At 38.8% G+C, this 23,728-nt stretch carries 25 protein-coding genes; 8 read left to right on the forward strand and 17 right to left on the reverse strand.

Annotated elements, in window-relative coordinates; genetic code table 11:
- Positions 1-29: 29 nt before the first annotated feature.
- Positions 30-1,697 (forward strand): glycerol-3-phosphate dehydrogenase/oxidase, encoded by a 1,668-nt coding sequence (locus ACOQO1_RS15165; RefSeq protein WP_420603726.1) that lies wholly within the window; start codon positions 30-32, stop codon positions 1,695-1,697.
- Here the strand turns inward: ACOQO1_RS15165 and ACOQO1_RS15170 are convergent.
- On the reverse strand, positions 1,694-3,019 hold the full coding sequence (locus ACOQO1_RS15170; RefSeq protein ID WP_420603727.1) for a PDZ domain-containing protein: 1,326 nt from the start codon (positions 3,017-3,019) through the stop codon (positions 1,694-1,696). The two genes, ACOQO1_RS15165 and ACOQO1_RS15170, sit on opposite strands and share 4 nt — an antisense overlap.
- Positions 3,020-3,143: 124 nt before the next feature.
- Between ACOQO1_RS15170 and ACOQO1_RS15175 the strand changes: the two genes are divergently transcribed.
- Complete coding sequence (locus tag ACOQO1_RS15175) at positions 3,144-3,896, forward strand: LytR/AlgR family response regulator transcription factor (protein ID WP_420603728.1); 753 nt, start codon at positions 3,144-3,146, stop codon at positions 3,894-3,896.
- A gap of 2 nt (positions 3,897-3,898) precedes the next feature.
- Here the strand turns inward: ACOQO1_RS15175 and ACOQO1_RS15180 are convergent, their stop codons facing one another.
- Positions 3,899-4,900 carry an NAD(P)H-dependent glycerol-3-phosphate dehydrogenase gene (locus ACOQO1_RS15180; protein WP_420603729.1) on the reverse strand — a complete coding sequence of 334 codons (1,002 nt, stop codon included), beginning with the start codon at positions 4,898-4,900 and terminating at the stop codon, positions 3,899-3,901.
- 123 nt (positions 4,901-5,023) lie between these two features.
- Here ACOQO1_RS15180 and ACOQO1_RS15185 point away from each other — a divergent pair, with 123 nt between their 5' ends.
- Positions 5,024-5,947 carry a nicotinic acid mononucleotide adenyltransferase gene (locus tag ACOQO1_RS15185; RefSeq protein WP_420603730.1) on the forward strand — a complete coding sequence of 308 codons (924 nt, stop codon included), beginning with the start codon at positions 5,024-5,026 and terminating at the stop codon, positions 5,945-5,947.
- 112 nt (positions 5,948-6,059) lie between these two features.
- Here ACOQO1_RS15185 and ACOQO1_RS15190 read toward each other — a convergent pair whose 3' ends face one another.
- A complete protein-coding gene (locus ACOQO1_RS15190; protein WP_420603731.1) occupies positions 6,060-6,854 on the reverse strand; it encodes a helix-turn-helix domain-containing protein in 795 nt (264 codons plus the stop codon).
- A gap of 218 nt (positions 6,855-7,072) precedes the next feature.
- Here ACOQO1_RS15190 and ACOQO1_RS15195 point away from each other — a divergent pair, with 218 nt between their 5' ends.
- Both ACOQO1_RS15195 and ACOQO1_RS15200 read left to right on the forward strand, forming a co-directional pair.
- The gene (locus ACOQO1_RS15195) at positions 7,073-8,044 is read left to right on the forward strand and encodes a phytanoyl-CoA dioxygenase family protein (RefSeq protein ID WP_420603732.1); all 972 of its coding nucleotides are present in this window, start codon (positions 7,073-7,075) and stop codon (positions 8,042-8,044) included.
- A gap of 81 nt (positions 8,045-8,125) precedes the next feature.
- Entirely contained in the window at positions 8,126-9,706 is a 1,581-nt protein-coding gene (locus ACOQO1_RS15200; protein ID WP_420603733.1) for a SulP family inorganic anion transporter, read from the forward strand.
- Positions 9,707-9,714: 8 nt separating this feature from the next.
- Here ACOQO1_RS15200 and ACOQO1_RS15205 read toward each other — a convergent pair whose 3' ends face one another.
- From ACOQO1_RS15205 to ACOQO1_RS15235, 7 genes are all read right to left on the reverse strand, one after another.
- On the reverse strand, positions 9,715-9,972 hold the full coding sequence (locus ACOQO1_RS15205; protein WP_420603734.1) for a hypothetical protein: 258 nt from the start codon (positions 9,970-9,972) through the stop codon (positions 9,715-9,717).
- 84 nt (positions 9,973-10,056) lie between these two features.
- On the reverse strand, positions 10,057-10,647 hold the full coding sequence (locus ACOQO1_RS15210; RefSeq protein WP_420603735.1) for a DinB family protein: 591 nt from the start codon (positions 10,645-10,647) through the stop codon (positions 10,057-10,059).
- A gap of 8 nt (positions 10,648-10,655) precedes the next feature.
- Positions 10,656-11,009, reverse strand: coding sequence for a YciI family protein (locus ACOQO1_RS15215; protein WP_420603736.1), 354 nt, complete (start codon positions 11,007-11,009; stop codon positions 10,656-10,658).
- Positions 11,010-11,181: 172 nt separating this feature from the next.
- Positions 11,182-11,661 carry a c-type cytochrome gene (locus tag ACOQO1_RS15220; RefSeq protein WP_420603737.1) on the reverse strand — a complete coding sequence of 160 codons (480 nt, stop codon included), beginning with the start codon at positions 11,659-11,661 and terminating at the stop codon, positions 11,182-11,184.
- Positions 11,662-11,802: 141 nt separating this feature from the next.
- Entirely contained in the window at positions 11,803-12,762 is a 960-nt protein-coding gene (locus ACOQO1_RS15225; protein WP_420603738.1) for a YheT family hydrolase, read from the reverse strand.
- On the reverse strand, positions 12,762-13,763 hold the full coding sequence (locus ACOQO1_RS15230) for a bestrophin family protein (protein WP_420603739.1): 1,002 nt from the start codon (positions 13,761-13,763) through the stop codon (positions 12,762-12,764). The genes ACOQO1_RS15225 and ACOQO1_RS15230 overlap by 1 nt, the downstream gene beginning before the upstream one ends.
- A 55-nt stretch (positions 13,764-13,818) precedes the next feature.
- Positions 13,819-14,796 carry an NAD(P)H-dependent flavin oxidoreductase gene (locus tag ACOQO1_RS15235; protein ID WP_420603740.1) on the reverse strand — a complete coding sequence of 326 codons (978 nt, stop codon included), beginning with the start codon at positions 14,794-14,796 and terminating at the stop codon, positions 13,819-13,821.
- A 116-nt stretch (positions 14,797-14,912) separates the two neighbouring features.
- Here ACOQO1_RS15235 and ACOQO1_RS15240 point away from each other — a divergent pair, with 116 nt between their 5' ends.
- Together ACOQO1_RS15240 and ACOQO1_RS15245 are read left to right on the forward strand one after the other, a co-directional pair.
- Positions 14,913-15,395, forward strand: a complete 483-nt coding sequence (locus tag ACOQO1_RS15240) for an acyl-CoA thioesterase (protein WP_420603741.1) — start codon at positions 14,913-14,915, stop codon at positions 15,393-15,395.
- A 52-nt stretch (positions 15,396-15,447) separates the two neighbouring features.
- Positions 15,448-17,337 carry a hypothetical protein gene (locus ACOQO1_RS15245; protein WP_420603742.1) on the forward strand — a complete coding sequence of 630 codons (1,890 nt, stop codon included), beginning with the start codon at positions 15,448-15,450 and terminating at the stop codon, positions 17,335-17,337.
- 113 nt (positions 17,338-17,450) lie between these two features.
- Here ACOQO1_RS15245 and ACOQO1_RS15250 read toward each other — a convergent pair whose 3' ends face one another.
- From ACOQO1_RS15250 to ACOQO1_RS15280, 7 genes are all read right to left on the reverse strand, one after another.
- Positions 17,451-17,930 (reverse strand): dihydrofolate reductase family protein, encoded by a 480-nt coding sequence (locus ACOQO1_RS15250; RefSeq protein WP_420603743.1) that lies wholly within the window; start codon positions 17,928-17,930, stop codon positions 17,451-17,453.
- Between the two features lie 561 nt (positions 17,931-18,491).
- Positions 18,492-19,385, reverse strand: a complete 894-nt coding sequence (locus ACOQO1_RS15255; RefSeq protein WP_420603744.1) for a DMT family transporter — start codon at positions 19,383-19,385, stop codon at positions 18,492-18,494.
- On the reverse strand, positions 19,385-19,735 hold the full coding sequence (locus ACOQO1_RS15260; protein WP_420603745.1) for an arsenate reductase family protein: 351 nt from the start codon (positions 19,733-19,735) through the stop codon (positions 19,385-19,387). The genes ACOQO1_RS15255 and ACOQO1_RS15260 overlap by 1 nt, the downstream gene beginning before the upstream one ends.
- Before the next feature lie 30 nt (positions 19,736-19,765).
- On the reverse strand, positions 19,766-20,107 hold the full coding sequence (locus ACOQO1_RS15265) for a hypothetical protein (protein WP_420603746.1): 342 nt from the start codon (positions 20,105-20,107) through the stop codon (positions 19,766-19,768).
- 85 nt (positions 20,108-20,192) lie between these two features.
- A complete protein-coding gene (locus tag ACOQO1_RS15270) occupies positions 20,193-20,888 on the reverse strand; it encodes an aspartate/glutamate racemase family protein (protein ID WP_420603747.1) in 696 nt (231 codons plus the stop codon).
- A gap of 197 nt (positions 20,889-21,085) precedes the next feature.
- A complete protein-coding gene (locus ACOQO1_RS15275) occupies positions 21,086-21,388 on the reverse strand; it encodes an ArsR/SmtB family transcription factor (protein ID WP_420603748.1) in 303 nt (100 codons plus the stop codon).
- A 278-nt stretch (positions 21,389-21,666) separates the two neighbouring features.
- Positions 21,667-22,410, reverse strand: a complete 744-nt coding sequence (locus tag ACOQO1_RS15280) for a PdaC/SigV domain-containing protein (RefSeq protein ID WP_420603749.1) — start codon at positions 22,408-22,410, stop codon at positions 21,667-21,669.
- A gap of 86 nt (positions 22,411-22,496) precedes the next feature.
- Between ACOQO1_RS15280 and ACOQO1_RS15285 the strand changes: the two genes are divergently transcribed.
- Positions 22,497-23,651: a cystathionine gamma-synthase gene (locus ACOQO1_RS15285; RefSeq protein ID WP_420603750.1), complete on the forward strand. Its 1,155-nt coding sequence runs from the start codon at positions 22,497-22,499 to the stop codon at positions 23,649-23,651.
- Positions 23,652-23,728 lie beyond the last annotated feature (77 nt).

The raw sequence follows: 23,728 nt of genomic DNA on the forward strand, positions 1-23,728 counted from the left end.
GTAACTTGTTTTAATTGGCTATAATGCATATGAAAAAGTATATTGGATTTTCCAACCTAGATCGAAAAGAAACCATTCAAAAAGTTACAGAAGTAGCACATGACCTTATCGTAATTGGCGGGGGGATTACAGGTGGAGGTATTGCTTTGGATGCCGCTTCAAGAGGAATGAACGTCGTGTTGTTGGAGAAAGATGACTTCGCATCCGGAACCAGTAGCAAATCAACCAAATTGATTCACGGAGGACTCAGATATTTAAAACAATTTGATTTTTGGCTGGTAAAAGAAGTCGGATATGAAAGAGCCATTGTGCACAAATTGGCACCTCATTTGGTCTCGCCAGAGAAAATGTTGCTACCCTTGATAGAAGGTGGTTCTTATGGCAAGTGGTTAACTTCAATTGGCTTGAAGGTCTATGATATCCTTGCTCAGGTTTCAGGAGATGATAAACGTCAGATGTTGGAAAAAAAAGAGGCTATGAAACTGGAACCTCTTTTACCCAAAAAAATACTGAACGGTGCTGGGTATTATGCAGAATACAGAACCGATGATGCCAGATTGACCATTGAGAACATAAAAACCAGCTTGCAATTTGGAGCTAAGGCATTAAACTATGCAAAAGTGGTGGGCTTCATTTATGAAAATGAAAAAGTGGCCGGTGTTAGGGTCAGGGATGAGGTTTCTGGCAAAGAGTTCAATATAAAATCCAAATATGTTATAAGTGCTGCTGGGCCCTGGGTTGATGAACTTCGGAGTTTGAACAATTCCAAAAAAGGAAAACGGTTACACTTGACCAAAGGGGTACATTTGGTCTTTCCAAAGGAAAAACTTCCAGTGAAACAATCCGTCTACTTTGACATTCCCGATGGACGAATGATGTTCGCCATTCCAAGGGGAAAGGTTACCTATGTGGGCACAACAGACACAAATTTTAACCTGGATAAGGACAACATCAAAACCGATTTGGCCGATGCTATCTACTTGATTTCAGCAGTGAACAATATGTTTCCTTCGATCAATCTGGAAATGGATGACATCATTTCTTCATGGGCAGGATTACGCCCTTTGATTCATGAAGAAGGGAAATCGGCATCCGAACTTTCCAGAAAAGATGAAATTTTCACCTCGGACACAGGCCTTGTGAGCATAGCTGGAGGTAAACTTACGGGATATCGTAAAATGGCCGAAAGAGTGGTCAATCGCATAGTAAAGTCCATGGAGGAAGATTATGGAGTCCAATTCCCTGAATGCACTACGGATAAAATCCCACTTTGTGGAAGCGATTTTAAAAAATACAAACACGTTAAAAAGTACATTGATGAAGTTTTTAATCGCTTAAAGGACGATAGATTCACAGAGTATGATGCCTGGTATCTGGTTACCACTTATGGAAAGCAAGTGGAAGTGATTTTGGAAAACTATGCGTCATTGAACGGGGCGGATGCCAAGGTTAAATTAATATGCGCTGAAGCACTGTTCACAATTAGCCACGAAATGGCACTCAATCCTATGGATTTTTTCATCCGAAGAACCGGAATGTTATACTTTGATATCGACAGTGTACGTAATTATATGGAACCAGTTTTGGAGGAATTCAAAAAAACATATGGCTACAGTGATGATGAAATCAATGCTTTTAGGGAAAAATTAAAGGAAGAAATAGCGTCCCACTCCAACTTTTCCCTAGAACGTAATTAGGGTTTTAACCCTACCATTTCTTGGGCCCATTTTATGACTATGTTGATGGTACCCTCATCCCATTTGCCTGGTTTGCCTTCAAAGGAGTTTTTAGGAGTTTCATGTATGGTGTTCCAGTGATCCAAACCTGGATATTCATATAAAAGATGGTCTTGGTGTCCATTTCTTTTCAAAACATCGATAATCATGTTATTGTCAAAAGAAGACATGATCCAATCGTTGGTGCCACGCAAAATTCGAATAGGGACTTTTAGTTTCTCCCATTGTCCTGCCAAATCAAAATCTTGCAATTGTTGATAGTAAGCTGTTGGTCTTCCATACATGTGGGCTGCCGAGTGATAATTGTAATCTGCTAGGGCTGGGTATTCGTCAACCACTTCTTGATAGGTCTTTTTTTGAATGAGCATGCCATAATATAAAGGAATATAGTACTTGTTCATTTTTTCCACAATTTCCGATTCGGTATTACCCTTAAACCCAAGCATGCGACGTTCAATTTCCAGCAAATGTTCAAACCAAGTCTTAAAGAAGGTTCCATCTGAGATAACCCCGGCCAGATCAAATTCATTGGCAAACAATGGGGCAAGGGCACTACCCATACTCGAACCATAAACTACAATTTTGGAAGTATCCACATAAGGTTTCGTCTTCAATTTTTGTATTGCAGTACGGAAGCCTTCCACGTCCGTTTTAAAATCGGATTGACTGCAATCCCCATCACTATCACCAACTCCGGGCTTTTCAATCCGCATCACCACCATCCCTGATTTTTCGACGAGATCTTTTATCGTCTGTACCCAATTTCCTTTCCTGCCCGGATACGTTTCAATACTGGAGCAGCTCAATCCTCCAATTAATACTATGGCAGGTTGTTTTCCTGCCTTTTTGGGTTTGGTAATGATGATTCTTTGGGTGATTCCGTATGGACTGGTTATTTCCTCATAGTAGGTGTCCAACCCAGCATGTTTTTCCTTTTCCAAAGCATTAAACTGGACCGTGACTTCAACCATCTCAGCATTCCGTACTGCTTTTATTTTTGTAGGTTTATTGGCTCTTAACCCATAAGAGACTTCAGTCCAGACTTCATCATCTGTGATATGTTTTCCGTCTACTTCAATGATGATGTCATTGGCCAAAAACCCAGCTTTCTCCAATGGTGAATTATTGTTAATGGAAACAACCTTTGCTCCGGGAAGCCCCCCTTCTGGACCTTTTATTTTTGCTTCCCAAGAGCTTCTTCTACCTAAAATTTGGGATGAGACATTTAAGGTTGAAAATAAGGCAAGAACACTTAAGAGGAATAAACCGTTTTTTGATTTCATGATGATGGATTTAAGTTTTCTTTAAAATTAGATTGCCTATTTTTAGCTGAGGGAGAATTTATACGTAGAGAGCCACTTTTTATGTGAATGAACCTTGAACTATGATGTATGGAATCTTAAAATCATGAAATCCACAACTAATTTTTACCTGTTCAACTCAAGGATTGCAACGCATGTTGTTTTTTGGGTATTGTACTATGTTTTGTTTGGATTGATTTGGGTAGGCGATAAAGGCTACCTGGCCTCTTTTTATTTGGAATTTGTATTGCTTCCAATTCGAATTTTGGCGGTTTATGTCACCATCTATTTTTTGTTGCCCCGTTTTTTGCTGAAGCGAAAGTTCTTGAACTTTTTTATAGGTTATGGCCTCACATTGTTATTGGGTGGCATATTGCAACGGGTTTTTATCCATCTTTTTTATGAAGACCTGTTATTGAACGATTCCAGCTCTGGTTTGTTTAGTGTTATGATGTTGATAAGGGCCATTGTGTTGATCAATACAACGGTATTGCTGGTTCTTGGGGTTAAGTTGTTTCAGCTTTGGGCCATCGAAAACGAAAAAAACGAAGGTTTGGAAAACGAAATATTGGAAATACGTTCCAACAGAAAAACCCATCGCGTACCTACGGAGAATATCCTTTTTGTGGAAGGGCTTGGCAATTATGTTACCTATCATCTGGTGGATAAATCAAAAATTACCAGTTACGGAAGCATAAAAGGAACGTTGCAACAATTGCCCGACAATTTTAGGCGCGTGCATAAATCTTATATTGTGAACAAAGCCTATATAAAATCCTATGATGCCATGACCATTGACATTCAGGACAATTCCATTCCCAGAGGAAAAAGCATTACAGACGAGGTACTTTTAAATTAACCCTAATCCAGCTTTTCCGTCAATTTTTTAAAGACCTTTTTTGGATTTTTATCTTGGTAGAGAATATTGTATACCGCATTGATAATGGGTGTCTTCGATTTTTTTTGCAGTTTTTGATGCAATAAATGAGCGCTCTTGGTGGCATAATAACCTTCTGCAACCATATTCATCTCCATCATGGCGCTTTTTACCGTATAGCCTTTGCCAATCATATTCCCAAACATACGGTTACGGCTAAAAGTGGAGTAGCCGGTCACTAAAAGGTCACCCAAATAAGCAGAGTTGTTGATGTTACGTTTCATTTTGTACACCTTATCAATAAACCGTTTCATTTCACGGATGGCATTGCTCATCAACACGCTCTGGAAATTATCACCATATCCCAAACCATGCGCAATTCCCGCAGCAATGGCATAAATGTTCTTTAACATGGCCGCATATTCGGTACCAATGATATCGTCAGAAATTTTTGTTCGGATATAACTGCTTTTCAACGCTTTTGCCACCAATTCAGCCTTGGATGCATCGGCACATGCAATGGTAAGATAGGATAAACGCTCCATGGCTACTTCCTCAGCATGGCAAGGACCCGTTAAGACACCAATATTTTTAAACGGAATTTGGTAGTGATCATGGAAGTGTTCCCCAACTATTAATCCACTCTCCGGAACGATTCCCTTAATAGCAGAGAAAATTATTTTATCTGAAAGTGATACCGTAAGTCCCTTAAGTTCATTTTCCAAAAAGGCAGATGGAATGGCAAAAATGAGAACGTCAGATGAACTGACCACTTCATTGATATCATTGCTCAACAAAAATTTGGAAACATCAAATTGGACTGAACTGATGTAATTTGGGTTGTGCCCTTCGGCTTTTAAATGCCGTATTGCAGATTCATTCCGCATATACCAAGAAATATGCTCCAAATTTTCAGAGAGCATTTTAACTATTGCAGTTCCCCAACTACCTCCTCCCAATACACCAAACCTAAGTTTATCGTTCATCAACAGACTTTAGGCCGCAAAGCTAAAAAATAAATCAGACGAATCATTATATATTGAATGTCAGTATGTTACGTTTTTTGGCATGGTGCTTGGTTTAGTTTAAGGGAATCAAAAACCAAGATTATGGGAAATGGAAAACTACTCTTAGGAATTTTATTGATAGGAATTTTAGCCTCTTCGTGCTATACGGAAGTCATCGTTGAAGATGATTTTATAGAAGAGTCCCCATTAAATACGGCTTTGGTACTCGAGTCATATGATCTGTGGTACGTGGACATCAATGCAACAAAAGGCAGCGGGGAAGTTCCATTTTTACAACGAGCATTTACCGTTTCTTTTGACAGGGGAGTAGTATATGCCAACAATAATATGGTAGGTATAGGAAAAACCGGAAATGGCTTGGGAATTGATGTTGGTTCCTATGGAACATTGAATGCAGCTGTTGAAATTAACCATGATGTGGATGGTCTTTGGTTATTGGAAGTTTATGCCTTAAACAATAGCACACTTGAACTTCATGATTCCCGTTCAAACACCTCATATGTTTTAAGGGGGTACCATAGCAATGACTTTGATTATGACATGGTTTTCTATGATAACATTAACTACTTTTTGCAGGAATATGATGCATGGGAAAAGACCTATACCAGTGAATTGGGAGCTATAAATGAGTTTGATGATGAAAACTACCTTCAGTTTTTGGCTGGAACAAACGGGGATTTTTTCAGATCTTCTGTTGATGGCGCTGGGACACCTATTGTGAATTTGCAGTGGGATTATGAAGGGGATTATGAAGTTTTTGATGTGGCCAATGATGCTACGCTCAAAACTTTAACACTGGATTATGACTTCTTGGGCAATGATTATTTTGAACTCTACGTTATTAATGATAGTACTATAGAGTTGTACCACGTGTCCAGCGAAACAATATATGAGTTCACCGGAAGGGGATATAAACAATATTTGAAATCGAGTAAAAATGCCGATAAAAAGCGTTCAAAAGTTAAAAATTCCATAATGAACGTTAATAGAATGAGAAAAAAGTAAGGAAAGAATATAGTGTTCGACAATACATACAAGTTTTTTGGTTGGTTATTTAGTTAAAAATCGCCTCAAGTATACTTCACTTGGGGCGGTTTTTTTTTGAACCATGTTTAACCTATTTCACCTTTTTCAAATTCACCAAATACTGCTTTTTAAAATCAGAAGGGTTTTCACCACTTATCTTTTTAAAAGTTCTGTTGAAGTACGAAAGACTCTCAAACCCGCAATCATAACAAGTTTCACCAACATTTTTGCCCATCAACAATAGCCTTTTGGCCTGACTTATACGGTACTGGTTTAAAAAATTGGTAAAAGTATTGCCAGTGGTCTTTTTAAAATAGCGACAGAAAGCCTCTTTGCCCAGATTGCACTTCTCAGCTATTTCCGCAATCGCAATTTTCCGCTGATAGTTCTTATCCACAAATTCGTGAATGTCCCTTAGTCGATCTTGCTCTTTTTTTCTATACCTATTTATAAAAGGATATTCATGAAGTAAAAAATACTCATCACTGCTTGCAAGTTCTTTCAATATGTGAATGGATTCCATAAAAAGGTCAAAAGAAGATAGCTGATAGAGTTTTTTCAATCGTTCCCCAATTCGTTTTTTTGTTTCTCCGGTAAATACAATACCATGTCTCGATTTTTCAAATAAAGTGTCAATGGATTCAAGTTCGGGGATATCCCCCAGCACTTGATCCTTAAATTTCGGTTTAATATGCAAAACTTCTTTGATGTAGTCGGTCTGTACCCCATAATCAAAATTCAAATGCGGAATGTTGGACCCGATAAAGACAAGATCGCTGTCTACAAAGTTGGAAATATTATCGCCCACGTGCCTGGTGGCACTGGCGCCTTCAATGTAGACCAGTTCATATTCAGGATGAAAATGCCAATAAAAAAGATGATTCAAACGCGGGAGGTGCAAGAGCCGGAACGGGCTTGTGGTATTTGGCGCTATGGTCTCTAATTGAACCTTCAATTTTCACTTAAATATCATTCAAAATACAAAATTTGATATTTATTATCAAAATAGTTCAAATTTATATCAATATTACGGTGGATAACCTTTTGCAGACATAATAGTTTTATTCCATAGAATTATAGAAGAGAACCAAAAAGAGTAAGATTATGGACAAAGAAGTAAAACTGGAAATGGCCAATAAGGCGCATGAAGAGATTCCAGGAAATCCATCTACGGCAACAAGTAGTAAAATTAAATTAAATGATAGGTCCAATGGAAAACCTTTACGGGTACTTTCGGAAGAAGATTGGAATTTTTGGATGCATAACGGATACATTGTCATTAAAAATGCAATACCCAAGGAGCAAGCAAAAGCAACGGCAGATTTTATCTGGGAGTTTGATGAGAAAGACCCGAATGATCCTGAAACCTGGTATGCCCCGCCCCGCGCGGAAATGAAAATGAAAGAATTGACCGGAACCGGCATGGTAGAGGTATATAACCATCAACATTTATGGAACAACCGACAAATGCCGAGGGTTTATGATGCCTTTGTTGATGTTTGGGGAACAGAGAAACTATGGGTGACCATAGATAGGGCCAATCTGAACTTTCCATTGCAACCAGGCGTGGAAAAAAAAGGGTTCATCCATTGGGATTATGATCCGGAGACCCGTCCACAAAATGTACAGGGGGTATTGGCTCTTGCTGACCAGACCGATGAAAATATGGGAGGGTTCCAATGTATTCCGTGGTTATACCGTAATTATGATACCTGGAAATTGACCCAACCGGAAGATAGAGACCATTTTCAACCCAGTTTGGAGGGTCTGGAGGATAAAATTGTAAAGGTGAAAATGGAGGCAGGGGATTTATTGATTTTTAACAGCACTGAACCTCACGGTATCAGACCCAATAAATCAAAAGATAAGGTGCGAATTGCGCAATACATTTCAATGATGCCAGCGGAGGAAGAAAATGGGGAATTGCGAAAATGGCGTGTGAATTCATGGAAGAATAGAATTGCGCCAGAGGGATATGCATTTCCGGGCGACCCTAGAAATTGGGAAAGGGATAAATACGAAACTGCAAAATTAAGCCCATTGGGAGAGAAGTTATTGGGGCTAAAGGACTGGTAAGATTAGCAAATCCTTAAAAATGAGTATACTTATGGTCTGCTGAGGGAATAATAGTATTTTTGCCGGCTTCAAGTATGACAGATGAAAAAGTATCTCAACCTTTTTGATTTTTCCCAAAAAGTAAATTATAGAACAGAAGTCCTATCCGGTTTAACCGTAGCCTTAGCGTTGGTGCCAGAAGCTATTGCCTTTGCATTGATTCCTGGGTTTTCTCCTTTGACCGGATTATACGCAGCTTTTGTATTGGCGTTGGTCACTTCAATTTTGGGTGGCCGACCTGGAATGATCTCAGGGGCAACCGGTGCTGTGGCCGTTATTTTTGTAGGATTGATTTTGGAGCTCAAAAAAACGTTTCCCGGAATTGAGCCCACTACCATTTTAAACTATGTCTTTGCCACGGTCATTATTGCTGGGGTGATACAGATTCTAGCTGGGCTACTGCGCTTGGGAAAATTTATTCGACTTGTTCCACACCCTGTAATGTTTGGGTTTGTGAATGGTTTGGCAATCATCATTTTCATGGCCCAGTTTCCCAATTTTTATGAAAAAGGAACTGAGGAACTCCTTTCAGGAACTTCAATGTACACCATGTTGGGCCTCACACTTTTGACCATGGTCATTATCTGGGGCTTTCCAAAATTGACGAAGGCTGTTCCATCTTCATTATTGGCCATTGTTGTAGTCTCCGCAATTGTTATTGGTTTTGGTATTGATACCTTGACCGTGGCGGATACCATGCAAGAAGGTGAAAGTATCAAAGGTGGATTTCCGCCCTTATCCATTCCTCAAATTCCCTTTACCCTAGATACCTTTCTAATCATTATCCCCTATGCGGGAATAGTTGCGGGAGTTGGACTTATTGAAAGTTTGTTGACCTTGAATATCATTGACGAGATTACCGAAACCCGTGGTAGTGGAAACAAAGAATGTGTGGCTCAGGGAACCGCAAATATATTATCAGGCTTTCTATCAGGTATGGGAGGTTGTGCTATGATCGGGCAGAGTTTGATCAATACCTCTTCTGGAGCACGTGCAAGACTTTCAGGTATTACCGCAGCAGTTATGCTATTGGTGTTCATTATGTTTGGCAGTAGCCTTATTGAACAACTACCAATGGCCGCCTTGGTAGGGTTAATGTTTATGGTTGCCATTGGAACTTTTGAATGGGCCAGTTTTAAAACGTTTAGAAAAATGCCCAATTCAGATGTAATTGTTATGGTTTTGGTGACCTTGATCACTGCCATAACCCATAACCTTGCCGTTGCAGTATTATTGGGGGTTATTATTTCTGCCTTGGCCTATTCTTGGGAAAATGCAAAACGCATCAGGGCCAGAAAATATGTTGACGAAGATGGTGTAAAACATTATGAAATTTATGGCCCTTTATTCTTTGGGTCTACCACTTTGTTTGCCGAAAAATTTGACGTGCAAAATGACCCAAAAGAGGTAATTATTGATTTTCAGGAAAGCCGTGTTGCTGATATGTCTGGTATTGAAGCGTTGAACAAAATCACTGAGCGCTATGCCAAGGCTGGCAAAAAAGTGCATTTAAGGCACTTGAGCAAAGACTGCATCCGCCTGTTGAAAAATGCCCAGGACATTATTGAGGTGAACGTTCTTGAAGACCCGACCTACAAAGTTGTGGTCGATAAGATCAAGTAGAAAAATCTTTAGCTAGAAAAGATTAAATACACGCCAAAAATCAAGAGGCATAAAATAAAAAATGCACCTAGATAATTCCTTATCTCTTGAGCCCGATCTTTTTTTGCTTGGGAAATAATTTTGTCCCGTATTTTTTTTCGTTCAAAGGCGGTAAGTTCCTTAAAATGTAGTTGGGTGTCGTTGGCATATCCTTCATAAGCCTCCCGAATATCACTATAGCTTCGCCTTTTGCGCAACAAGGCACGATTGGCTTTTATAACTAACATTGGTTGACTGGCTGAGCCCATATGGATGACTGTTTATTTATGGGTAGCAGAAAACAACTTTTTGTTACATAAGGTGAGGTTCGGTTATTCTCTCAATCGTCCATTAAATACACTTACTTTGGGATTGATGGGATTGCCTGATGCACGTCTCAACATAGTAATTTGTCCTGAATGATAGATGCAATCCGAAAGCATTCCATTGATCATATTCCAATACGGGAATATAGATTGTTTTTCACCACGTTGAAAAATGACCTTAAAACTCTCAAAGTCTTCAGCTTTTTTGCCTTTCATTAATTCACTTGCAGCTTTAAGATTTTCTAGGGTTTTTTTGCGAAGTTGTTCGTAAGAATAATCAGCAAGTCCTTCTATGCCTGTGTTAGGTGCGGCATTGGGAGCATTCTTAATGGTTTCCGACATTCCGCAGATGTGTCTCATGGTCTCAATAATGGTCCTGCCATCCTTTGAGGCTTTGTACTCCCAATCCTTTTGGGTTAACCCTTCGGTTGCCCAATAGTACCTAAACCCAAGACCATCGATCATTCGAGCTGCAACATTGCCGGGGCTATAATCTTCTGGATAATCGGGAATTTGAGAATAGGGAAGTTCTTCGTTTTGTGCGTTCATACTAAAAGTCAAAATGAAAATAAGGCCGAAAAATATGTTTTTTTTCATATAAATAGTTATTCTATACAACCTTTATAAAAGGCATTAAATTGATGGATTTCTACAGTAAAAAGCTTTTGTTGCAAAGCCACATCTTGGTTTAACATGTTTTTAGCGGCTTCCAGATTATCCGCCAATACTATAATCATTCCAGTATCGGCGTAACGGGCTCCCATCACAATTTTTTCCTCTTTTCGCATTTTGGACAGAAAACTTGAGTGCTCTTTAAAATACTCCTGCTCGTGCGGTTTTTTTTCTACATCCCAACCTTCCCCAATGGTATAAAGCGCAATGAAATGCGATTTTTGGTCTGTACTCTCCTGTGAGAGTGCAAAGCACGGAAGTAATAGCAATAAAAGAAATAACTTCATTCTTTTTAAAATTTGGCGATTTTAACCCTTACAAGATAAAAATAACTGATTTAGGTCAACCTTTCTATTTAGAGCTATTTTTCAACATTTATTAGGGTTAAAACAGAATTGGAGCAAAAAAAATGCTGCCATCCAAAAAGACAACAGCATTTCAATAGATTATTTTACAAGCTTACAACGTACGCAGGTACTCTGCAACATCACGTGCTTCTTCCTCGGTCAGGTTTTGGTTGAGCATAATGGCATTATTGTACTCTTTTAATAGTGCCTTGGCAATGGGGTCCTCTTTAAGCATGCCATCGGGATTAAGAATCATGTTCATGACCCAGGCTGGGCTTCTTCTTTCATAAACACCTTTCATAGCCGGCCCAATCATACGTTGGTCCACCATATGGCAGGCCACGCAAATGGAATTGAACTTTGCTTCTCCGCGTGCAGCCATTTCAGTATCAACATCACTTGGAAATTCAAAGCCTTTAACAGGGCCTATGCCATCATTGTCCAAATCAACGGGAACCCCCTCGCTTGTCTGCGCTTTTTTTTCTTCTTTTTTGGCACGACTTACTTCAAAGCCATCCTTTTTCTCTTCCTTTTTTCCGCCACAGCTTGCAATAAATGCACCTAAGGCTATAAATAATACCAGTTTCTTCATGGGTGATAATTTGATTGTGCTAAACAGAAGCTACTAATATAGAGAAATATTGGCAGGAAAATAGGGGTTTTAACTCATTCTAAAAGGATTTATCAAACGAAAACCTTTTCGTTAAAAATTAAGTAGCATGATGAGGAGACATCAATGACGATTAAAGAATTTTAAGGCCTGTTGTTCGGTATATGTAATGTTTTTCTTGCCCCAGAATCCAACATGGCCTCCATATTTTGGCATTTCCAGATAAAGTTTTTTATTTTTTTCAGATTCCGCAATAGGATAACAATCCTGTCCCAAAAAGGAATCGTCCTTAGCATTGATGATCAAACTTGGTATTGAAATATGGGGTAAAAACTGCAAAGAGCTACACTTGGCATAGTAATCTAGGGCATCTTTAAAGTCATGTGCTTTACTGGTATAGATATCATCAAAATCCTTCAGGGTCTTTATGGCCTTGATGTCAGCATCTTTGATCAAACCTGGAAACAAGGGTTGCTTTTGCCTTAGTTTGGCAATCAGGTGTTTTTTGAACCTTCTGGCATACAATATGTTTTCGCTGGAAAGCAATTGATCGCATGAATCCTTTAAACTGCAAGGAACAGAAATGGCCACAGCTCCTTTGATTTCTTTTGGAACAGCATTGCCTTCCCCCAAATATTTAAGAGCTAGATTTCCACCCAGACTGAAACCTTTTAAATAGATTTCTGAATACGCTTTGGTTGAAAGAATATGATGAATAACCTCATTTAAATCTTCTGTGGCTCCGGAGTGATAGGAACGATATGAAATATTCGGTTCCCCACTACAGCCCCGGTAGTTTACTGCACAAGCATCAAACCCATTTTGATTGAACAGTTTTGCACTTCCTGTAATATAGGGGCGTTGGCCATCACCTTCCAGACCATGAAGAAGAATCACCAATTTTTTGGTAGGGTTTGACGATTTGCTCCAATCCAAATCCAAAAAATCTCCATCTGACAGGGTCAATCTCTCCCGGGTTTGGATAACCCCATGTACTCTTCGGAACAAACCACAGTACATGGTTGCCAAATGTCCACTTCTAAAAAACAAAGGAGGCAAATAGTTGGATAGTACTTGGGGCATTAATAAAGGATATTGTGTTGCGGTTTTATCTTTTCCGGTAAATTGTCCTCATCCAGCATATCCCTCAAATCTATTTCAATAGTACGGCAAAGTGCGGTCATGGGTACATCATTCACTCGACCCTCAAAGGGATCTTCACTATTGCTGCCCACTTTTTCCATGGTGACAAACATCCATGAAATCAGTACAGAAAAGAAGATCATTAAAACAATATACCACCAGTTGTGCCCAAAGTCCAATTCTGCTAATTGCGTTTCAAAAACGTTCAGAAGTCCAAAAGGAAGCAGAAGGATAAAAATCCAAGTGAACAAGGTGCTGAAGTACGCATATTGCCTTGGAAAGGGAGTGTTTTTAATACGTTCACATTTCCCTTGAAGGTTGTACATTTCTTCCAGGTTATTGTGGAATATTTGCTTGTCGAACTCTGTTATCTTCTCCTCTTCCAACAATTTTTTTAGGTGTAGCCCTTGTTTTTTGATCAAATGGGTGGCCACATTTTTACGGTTTTCCAAACCTTCAACTTCTTCAGGACCCAATAAAGAATCCATACCATTGCAGACTGGATTTCTTTCTCCATGTCGATCAAAAAGACGTTCAATGGCACGGTTTTCCCTAATCGAAAAACTTGAGGGCTGTCGCAATTGAATTCGTAATGCGTTGATCCAAGCTATATGTCTGTAGATTAAAGTTATTTGTGCATCACGATCATCCACAACAAAACTGAGCACATTGTTGGCCCATGTTCTGGAATAATTTACAATTCCACCCCATATTTTACGAGCCTCCCAGAAGCGATCGTAACTCTGGCTGTTTTTAAAACCAATATAAAAGGCAACAGCAATACCGATTACGGAAAGCGGTTGGAAGGGAATATCGATATGTTTCCAATCCAAGGCATGGTATAGGTAGAAAATAACCCCAGCGTAAATGGTAAAAAAGATGAGGTTTTTCCAGGCAAAGCGTAAGATGAGCTCTATGCTTATATTTCTTTTGATGTACATGGCAATTGAGTTAGTTGATTATGCATTACCAAAATACAAAGAAAGTTAGGATGTGCTAATCTTTTGGAAAGACCTCCAATAGTTTTGCCTGATCTTCGATTGCTGTTTTAAATTCAGATTTTAAAGTGTTCACCAGTTCAGAAACTGGCATAACATTTTCAATGGTGGTAACACCCTGCCCAGCAGACCAAATGGTTTTCCACGCTTTGACTTCTGTGTCCAGCTCTTTTCCAAAATCAACTTTATGCTCTTTTTTAAGATCTTCCTCTGTAATTCCAGCAGCTTGAAGACTGGCAGCCAAAAAATTGGCATGCACTCCAGAGATTGCAGCGGTGTAGACAATGTCATTGGCTCCGGCTTCAATGATCATTTTTCGGTACTCTTCTGGGGCTTTGCTTTCCTCTGTGTTGATAAAACGGGTTCCCATATAAGCAAGGTCGGCACCCATCTGCATCGCAGAAGCTACGTCCCTTCCCGTACTGATGCATCCAGAAAGTAAAATGGTTTTTTTAAAGATTTTTTTCACCTCGGCAATCAAACTCATTGGGTTAAGATTGCCACCATGGCCCCCGGCACCAGCAGAAACCAAAATGAGTCCATCCACTCCCGCTTCGGCAGCTTTCTCCGCATGCCTTTTTTTGATAATGTCATGAAAAACCAAGCCACCGTAACTGTGTATGGCATCAACAACCATACTAACTGCTCCTAGGGAGGTTATAACCAAGGGAACTTTGTGTTTCATGCAAAGTTTAACATCGGCCTCTAACCTTGGGTTGGTAGGATGCACAATAAGATTCACCCCAAATGGAGCGGGTTTCTTACCTGTTTCCTTTTCAAACTGTTGCAGTTCTGTTTTTATTTCGATAAGCCATTCTTCAAAACCTTCACTTGTACGTTGGTTAAGTGCTGGGAAAGTACCCACAATTCCATTTTTGCAACATTCAATGACCAATTTGGGTCCAGAAATAAGGAACATAGGGGCGGCCACTGCTGGCAGGGAAAGGTCTTTAATGAATTCGGCTTTTTCGCTCATGGGTTTTCTATTAAGGTATCTTTAAAAATAGGATTATTTATCGCACTTCAATGCAGTCTGTTTTCAAAACTATGGTAATTTTACAATTATTATGCACGCATAACAAATAACTGAAAATGTTTTTTAAAGAATTTGATATTAGATGGAGCGATTTGGATGCCAATCGTCACTTGGCCAACTCGGCTTACATTAATTTTATGAGCCATACCCGAATGGCGTATTTGGGTCTATTGGGATTTAACCAAAAGTCTATGGCACAGTACAGTATTGGCCCAGTGGTCTTTTATGAACACATGTACTATTTTAAAGAAGTCTTTCCCGGAAAACCTGTAAAAGTATCACTGGATTTTAAGGGGATGAGTGAAGATGGGATGTTCTTTGAGTTTCATCATGATTTTTATGACAGCAACGGTAAAAACTTTGCACGTTGCGAAATGATGGGGGCCTGGATGGACCTCAAGGAGCGAAAACTTATCACCTTGCCACAGGCTTTTTTGGATGCGTTTGATAAAATGGAAAAGTCCAAGGAATTTAAAACCTTGACCAAAGCTGATACCCGAAAGTATGTTCAAGTGCCAAAGGACTTAAAGACATACTGAATAATCAATATGGTTTGATTTTTGCAGTTAATAGGCAAAACCACCTAAGCTTATGAAATTACGTAAATTACTTTTGTGTTTGTTAGCGTCTTTTACCTTAACGGGATGTTTCCAGACTAATATTTCTTCTGTAATAAAATGTTCGAAAGATGATCCATATGAAAAATCTATTGTAAAAAGTCAATTCTTCAATATTTCAGGAAATATCGACAATATAATAGAGGGAGAAGAAGGAACGCTTGTTATTTTTCCTAAGGGCTGTTTTATTCGCTCTAATGGAAGTCCAGTAATTGAAAATGTTGAAATAGAACTGGCCGAAGCTTTATCTCTAGATCAAATATTGCTTTCAAATTTAACCACTACTTCCAATGGAAAACCTTTAGAGACTGATGGAATGATTTATTTGAATGCCACTACTGAAAATAAGCAGCTATCGATAAATCCAGAGATTCCCATTTACGTTGAAATCCCCACAGATGAGGTCAAATCTGGAATGATGGTTTATAAAGGTATTCGAGATGAAAGTGGAAACATGAATTGGGTGCAACCCAAAAAATTGGAGAATTCGTTAGTGGCCATCGATATTTTTTCTTTAAACCTCTTACCACGCGGATTCGAAGAGGAGGTTGAAAAAGGACTACCATTTAGAGATTTTAGGCAGGCCACGCCTCAGGTTATTGATAGTTTGTACTATTATGGTAATGCTTATATAAATGATGTTATTGAGAAAAAACGCTTATCCGCTACCGAAAATGAAGGATTCTACTATTCCATATTAACATCAGACGAAGTTGATTCCATGGTGCCTGAATCAGAAGAATCTGACATTTTGATTAATAATGATATTCAAGATACTTTGTATGCTACCTATGGTGTTGATCCACTTAAAATCAAAGCGTTAAAATCAGAAAAATTTCAAAATACGCTAATAGCAACAAGAGAATTTGAGAAAAGGTTGCAGGTAATGTTTAAGATATGCAGACCAGATATTTTGGACATCTATATAAATAATCTGGATAAAAACTTATGGGAACTTGATAGTTTGGCAGCCACAATATTAAAAGGAGATAAACATGAAGATGCTTTTTTAGGGTTTTCTAAAGAGCGAAAAACAAAAATTAGAGGGGCGGATAAGAATGTTCAAATTCTAAGTAAATACTATAAGCAAAGACTAAAACAAATCAAGACAGAGTCAAGAAAAATATTTGAAGAATTAGAACAGAGTCGAAAGATAGAAGAAAAAAAGAAACAGAAAATACGCGAAGCTTATCGTGAAATTCTAAAGAAAAGAGAAAAACACAGAATGGAAACCTACGGCTTTCAGCAAACCGAACTAGGTTGGTTGAATATTGATCGTGGGGCTGGAGAAAAGGATTGGGAATCTCAAAGGTTGGAAGTTTTGGTTAAAAATGGTGATTTCTATGATAGAGTGCATACTTATATCTTTTATAAATCAATTAAAAGCTTATTTAGGCTTAATTCCTTGGATAGCAAAACTTTTTTTGTGGGAAATGAAAATTCAAGAGAAATGTTGATTCCTAAAAGAAAGCCTGCTGTAATTGCAAGTATCGCGTATCTTGACGATGAAGTTTATTCAAGTTTCTTTGAATTTGAAACAAATTCGACCAAGGAGATTGAAATTAATTTAAATAAAACCGAAAAGAAAAAATTAGATGAAATCTTGGGGGAATTTGACACAAACGGAGTGGAAAATAGCATTAGTTCAGATTTAGAGTTTATGGAACAACTATCTATGAATAGAAAAACCAAAAATCGTCTAGATGCAGAGCTGGGTTTTCTTTACAGGCTGTATAAAAGATCCTTCCCAATGGACATAACCATAGCTTTTGACACGAAATACCAAATAGAATTGGCAGCATGCGATCCAAGTCCTGATGAGATTATTGAAGAAACAGTTCCTGAAGATGATGTAATTAATTAAACACAATCAGGTATTTGGTTTAGGCTTTTTACTGGCATGGCAAACCTCAAATTAGACCAATTCAGATACTCGAAAGCATGTTCAAATCCCTAAGGACTTATAACTGACTTTAACTATTTTTCCAGATTATAGGTCAAAATCTGCAATCCCTCGTCATAAGATTCCTGATTTTCCAAATGCCATTTTAAAGCAGTGTTGGATTCGCCAAAGAGCGGGGTTCCGTTGCCAAGAACAATAGGATTGAGTTTTATTTTTAACTGATCTATAAGCCCATTGTCCAAAAGCCATCCGGCAAACACCCCACCTCCGCACAGATAAATATCGGTTTGGGCGTTGCGCTTGATTTTCTCAATTTCTTCAATGGATCTTTTTACAATATAGACGGAACTGTTCAGATTTTCGATTTCCATGGAATTGGAAAAAATGAAATGCTCCATATGTGGATAGGCCGGTTGCCCAGGAACAAGACCAAATTGGTACCCGAATTCATAGGTTTTACGTCCCATGATCACAGTTTTAAAATCCAGATCAAGTTCTTTGGCTTTAATAAGCTTCAGTTTGATTCGCTGAATTTGTTGGGAATAATCTTTCATTGATGTTTCGGTATCAGTCTAAAATAAAGATAGAAAATATTACAACCTTGGTCCCTGTCTTGTTTGGTCATCACGTCGTTTAACTTTTTTCCATGACCCCTTTCTGAAGGAAAAGACATAGATAAAGTATCCAATCAGACAAAGTTTAAAAGTAGTGGAGGCCAACTCATAAGCAGATAGTCGGGGGTGGCCCAGATGCAGCAAAAATCCAATGGACCCATCTAGCAAAAATTGATTGTCAATTTGTTTTATTTTCCATGATTCTGGCACACTGTTGAATAGCTTTCCTGTCAAAAAATAAAGGAAAACATAAACACCACCAAAGCCTAACAGCGGATTAATTTGCTGGGTCTTGAAAATTATTTTCAATATGCAAAGCACTAGAACAAAAGCAACTATACCAGCGCAGATACTTAAATACGGTAAGTCCATAATTTTACTGGTTACCTGAAATCAGGAAGAGGTAAATTAATACCTGCCTGGCAAAAACTGTTAGCCCAATTGACGAATGGGCAATTTAAGTTTACGAATGTTCGTAAATATTCTGAAGTGAGGTTAAAGTTAAGGTGCTGGCTTCGGTTTCTTGCTAGCAAGATAAACTCCCAATAGCACCAAGGCGGTTGCCAAAATTTTCACCATAGTGAGGTTGTCTTTTCCTGAAAAAAGAGCAAATAGAATACCCAATACAGGTTGAACATAGATAAAAGCACCTACGGTTGATGCTTTAAGTTCGGTAAGTGCGAATACATTAAAAAGATAGGTTAAAAATGTGGTGCCTATGACCACAAAGGCAATTACACCATAGGCCCAGAGTGGCATCGTCAACCATTTAATTTCCAAAAATTCTGGAAGGGTAATGGGAAAAGCAAGAACCAATCCTATAGTAAATAGCCATTTCATCAAGGTAAAGGGGTGGTATTTTTCTATCAATTTTTTTACCAGAATCAGATAAGAGCCATATACGGTGGCGTTTAACACAAATAAGGCATTGCCCAAGGGAATATTTGGTGCATCCTGTCTAATCTCCGCACCGAACAAAATCAGTCCCAAAGCACCTATGAACCCCATAAAGATTCCCAATCCCTTGTTCCAGGTTATGCGTTCTTTAATAAATAGGGCAGAAAGCACTACAACCATAATAGGCGTAATGGTGACTAGGACAGAACTGTTGATTGGGGTTGATAACTCGAGGCCTTTAAAAAAAGCCAGCATATTTATGGCCATACCCAGGAGTGAGCACAGAAGAATTCGCCCCCAGTCTTTTTTTTCAATTTTTTCTTTAGGGCCAAAAACCGAAATGGCCCAAAAAAGTATTGTGGCTCCACCCAAGCGAAGCATGATAAAGCCAAAAGCCCCCACATGATCGGGCATAACGCCTTTGGCAATAGTATGATTAATGCCATAAATGATCGTGGCCCCAAGGGCGGCTAAGATGGCTAGTGTGCGTTTGCTCATTAATGTAATGCCTCTTTTGCGGCCTCAACCACTTTTTTAGAATTTCCAATGAAAATTTGACCGTCAATAATGGTTACCGGTCTTTTTAGAAAAGTATAATGTTCCAAGATGAGGTTTTTAAAGTCATCTTCCGATAGTTGCTGTTCGTGCAGCCCCCGCTGCCGGAAAAGCATAGCCCTTCTGCTAAACAAAGCTTCATAGCTTCCAGCCAAATTTTTCATTTCTTCCAACTGTTCTGGGGTTATGGACACTGTCTTTATTTCTTGCAATTCAACTCCGTCCAAAGGTTCCAATTCCTTTAAAATTCGCTGGCACGTGGAGCAGCTGCCCAAATGGTAGATTTTTTTCATAAAGTGCTGACTTAATTTTAGTGGTTTCTATTAGTTTTCTATGTATTCTGAGGTTCCTTTTTCTGATGAACTGTCCAGCCATTCCCAATCTAAATGTAAATGGATTTTATTGTCTGTATCAACACGTATTTCCGCGTTTGCTTTTCCGGCTTTCAACTCCCCATCCACGGTTATGCATTGATATAACATTTCCAATTTATCTTCATTGAGTTTGGCTATTATTTTTCCATATCGAATAGTTCCCCCATCATATTCCGCTGTAACAAGATTGCCTTCTTGTTGGTATCTAAAAACCGTATCTGAAGTAACTTTTCCGTTTTCAGAATTTTCAAGAAGCGAGAAAGTCTTGTTGTTTAGATTAAAACGTTGCATTTGTGAAACTTTTATGGGTGATATTCTGAGTTGCAAAATAAACCTATTTTCAATCAAGAAAGGGACATATATTTAGATTGATTTATCAGTAAGAAAGTGCAAAGTCCACAGCTTTCTGTGCATGTAATTTTGCAGTATCAAAGGTAGGGATGTCCACTTCGTGGTCTGGAATCAAAATGGGTAATTCCGTGCATCCCAAAATAGCACCTTCAGCACCTTGTTCCTCCAATTTTTTGATGATTTTGATGCAAGTTTCTTTGGCTTCTGACGTGAAGACTCCTTTGACCAATTGGTTATAGATAATATCCTGTAAAATGTCCATGTCCTCATTGTTCGGAACCAAAACTTCCAAACCATACTGACCTTCCAATATTTTGGTGTAAAAGTCCTTTTCCATGGTAAATTTGGTGCCTAACAGTGCTATTTTTTTCAAGCCTTGTGCTTGAATTGCCTCTCCCGTGGCATTGGCAATGTGCAAAAAAGGAATGTTTACGGCGTTGGTAATGGCATCGCTGACCAAATGGATGGTATTTGTGCAAAGGACTACCATATCTGCCCCGGCTTTTTCCAAATTTTTGGAGTAAGAAGCCATGATATTTCCGATGTTGTTCCAGTCACCAGAAAATGAATGACGCTCAATTTCATCAAAATCGACAGAGGAGAGAATGCTCTTGGCCGAGTGAGAACCACCCAATCTTTCTCTAACCATTTCATTGATGTGTTGGTAATAGATTTTTGAGGATTCCCAACTCATCCCACCTATTAGGCCTATAGTTTTCATTGCTTTTTTATTTAGTTTTTGATAGTTCTTCCGCACCTTCAATCGTAAAAGTACTTAGGAAGTTTGCGACTCGCTTTGTTATTGAGTTGTAGTGCCTCTGAGGAATTACAACTTCATCGATACAGGTACAGTTGATACAATTTTCCATAGTTTTCAGATTTATATTTCGCTAAATATCGATATGTGGATTTAAAAAATTATAAATCGTGCTTTAAGCTTTCCACATAAGCTTTGATCACTTTTTCATTTCTTTTATAATAGGTCCATTTGCCATGCCGTGTTGGAATGACCAAATCCGCATTTTGCATGGTATTTAAATAGGTTGAAATAGTGGATTGCGACAATCCGGTTTTATCCTGTATAAATCCAACACAAACCCCATCATCAAAATGATCAATGTCTTGGTGTGGCGGAAAATTGGCTTCCGGTTCCTTGAGCCACATTAAGATATTGACCCTGGTTTGGTTTGACAATACTTTACTGATTTCAACAATATCCATAACACAAATATATGTAAATATATATATATCTAAAAAAGTAGATATGTTTTAACTTAAGTTTTGCATTTACTCTGAGAAAGGATGCTTATTAAAGTATGTCGTTGTGTATTTTGATGGAATTCGTCAGTTTGAGTGAATTTTCACCATTGTAATCGGTGAAAATTTGTATCGAAAACAAGGATTTCAACCTCAAAGGAGTTCTGGATACGATTTTTCGTGTCTCAAAATCACTCGAACTGACAGTTTATTGCATTTTTAACAGCAAAATTCACAACGGGTTAAAGTATTACTTTTCTTTTCAAATATTTGTTGACTTCGGCATAGGGTAAGACCAACGTAATTGGCCCATCGGCATAAGAAGCTATTTCATACTGATTGTAGATCAGTGAAATACCTTTTGGGGTATAACCTACACTTTCAGACAGATGAAAAGCATCCCTTTCAAACATGAATCCGGTGGCATTGATGTTCTCATCTTGCGGAATAGCTTCCTGGATTCGGAATTTGGTCTCGGCAAATTTTAGAAACCCTTCCAAATCATCAAAAAGTTCCCAATTTTCCAACTCGCTTCCTTTTCGTTTGTCAAAATTCAAAAATGAATCGGAACTATATCCATGGGCTCCCCCGGTGAAGGAATAAGCGTTGAATTCCAAAGTAAGCATATCGTCATTTTCATAGGATACATCACTTTCCACCTTGACTTCCCAGCCAGCGGTCTCATCTGGAAATTTGGCCTTTAGTTCCTTGAAACTATTCGTAAATGAGTCAATAGCATTGTCCATGGAAGTGGTTTCCTGCCCATCATCAAAAGACAAGAGGAAAATAATTTCCTCCTCCAAGGCCGTATTTATTTGATCGGATAAGTTGGTCTCGTCCAAAGCTCGGGGAATATTGATATCTATTTTGGGACAATCGGCACATGCCTCATTGGATAAATGAATAGGTTCAAAAGTAAGTTTATTGCCATTTTCACAACCAAGGATGAGCAGAATCAAAAGGAGTGTGTAGAATGCTTTTTTCATTAGGTGAGGGTTTAGGGTCTTCAAAAATAAGACATGATTGATTACTCCAAAAGATAACGATACATTTGTAGGCAGATTTAGACGAAATGAGCAAAAAAGATTTGAAATTCAACAGTAAGACGATTCACGGAGGACAACATCCTGATAAAGCATATGGAGCAGTGATGCCCCCAATTTACCAAACATCGACGTACGCCCAGACCACTCCGGGGGGACATAAAGGTTTTGAGTATTCACGTAGTGCCAACCCAACGCGAACGGCATTGGAAAATGCTTTGGCCAGTATTGAGAATGGTACTTATGGACTTGCATTTGCCAGTGGACTTTCCGCTATGGATGCAGTGATAAAATTGTTGAATCCTGGCGATGAGGTGGTTTCTACCAATGATTTGTACGGAGGGAGCTATCGTTTGTTCAAGCAGGTTTTTGAAAAATATGGGATTACCTTTCATTTTGTTGGGATGCAAAGTGTTGATGCCATTGAGGAGCATATCAATGACAAGACCAAGTTGATTTGGGTGGAGACTCCCACCAATCCCATGATGAACGTCATAGACATTAAGGCTGTTTCTAATTTGGCAAAGAAGCACAATTTACTCTTGGCAGTTGATAATACTTTTGCAACCCCATATCTGCAACGTCCATTGGATTTGGGAGCTGATATTGTGATGCATTCGGCCACCAAATACCTGGGCGGACACAGTGATGTGGTAGTTGGAGCTTTGGTTGTAAGGGATAAGGATTTGGCGGACCAGCTTTATTTTATTCAAAATGCCAGTGGAGCTGTTTGCGGTCCAATGGACAGCTTTTTAACGCTTCGCGGAATAAAGACTCTGCATGTACGAATGCAAAGGCATTGCGATAATGGGAAGACGATTGCCGAGTATTTGGCAAAACATCCAAAGATTGAAAAAGTGTACTGGCCCGGATTTGAAACCCATCCCAACCATAATGTGGCCAAAAGTCAAATGGATGATTTTGGCGGAATGATATCCTTTGTTCCTAAAGGAAGTAGCTATGAAGATGCCATTAAAATTGTGGAAAAACTGGAAGTGTTCACCCTTGCCGAATCTTTAGGCGGAGTAGAGAGTTTGGCCGGGCATCCTGCAAGCATGACACATGCCAGTATTCCCAAAGAAGAACGTGAGAAAAGCGGAGTGGTCGATTCCCTTATTCGACTTAGTGTGGGTATTGAGGACGTTGATGACCTAATAGCTGACCTGGAACAAGCTATAGGATAAACTGTTTTTGAAAAATTTTTAAAAAACAGGGGTTCAAATTATGTAAATACCATAATTTTGCCGTCTAATTACTAATT

This window comes from Flagellimonas sp. (assembly GCF_965222555.1).
In the GTDB taxonomy this organism is placed as follows: domain Bacteria; phylum Bacteroidota; class Bacteroidia; order Flavobacteriales; family Flavobacteriaceae; genus Flagellimonas.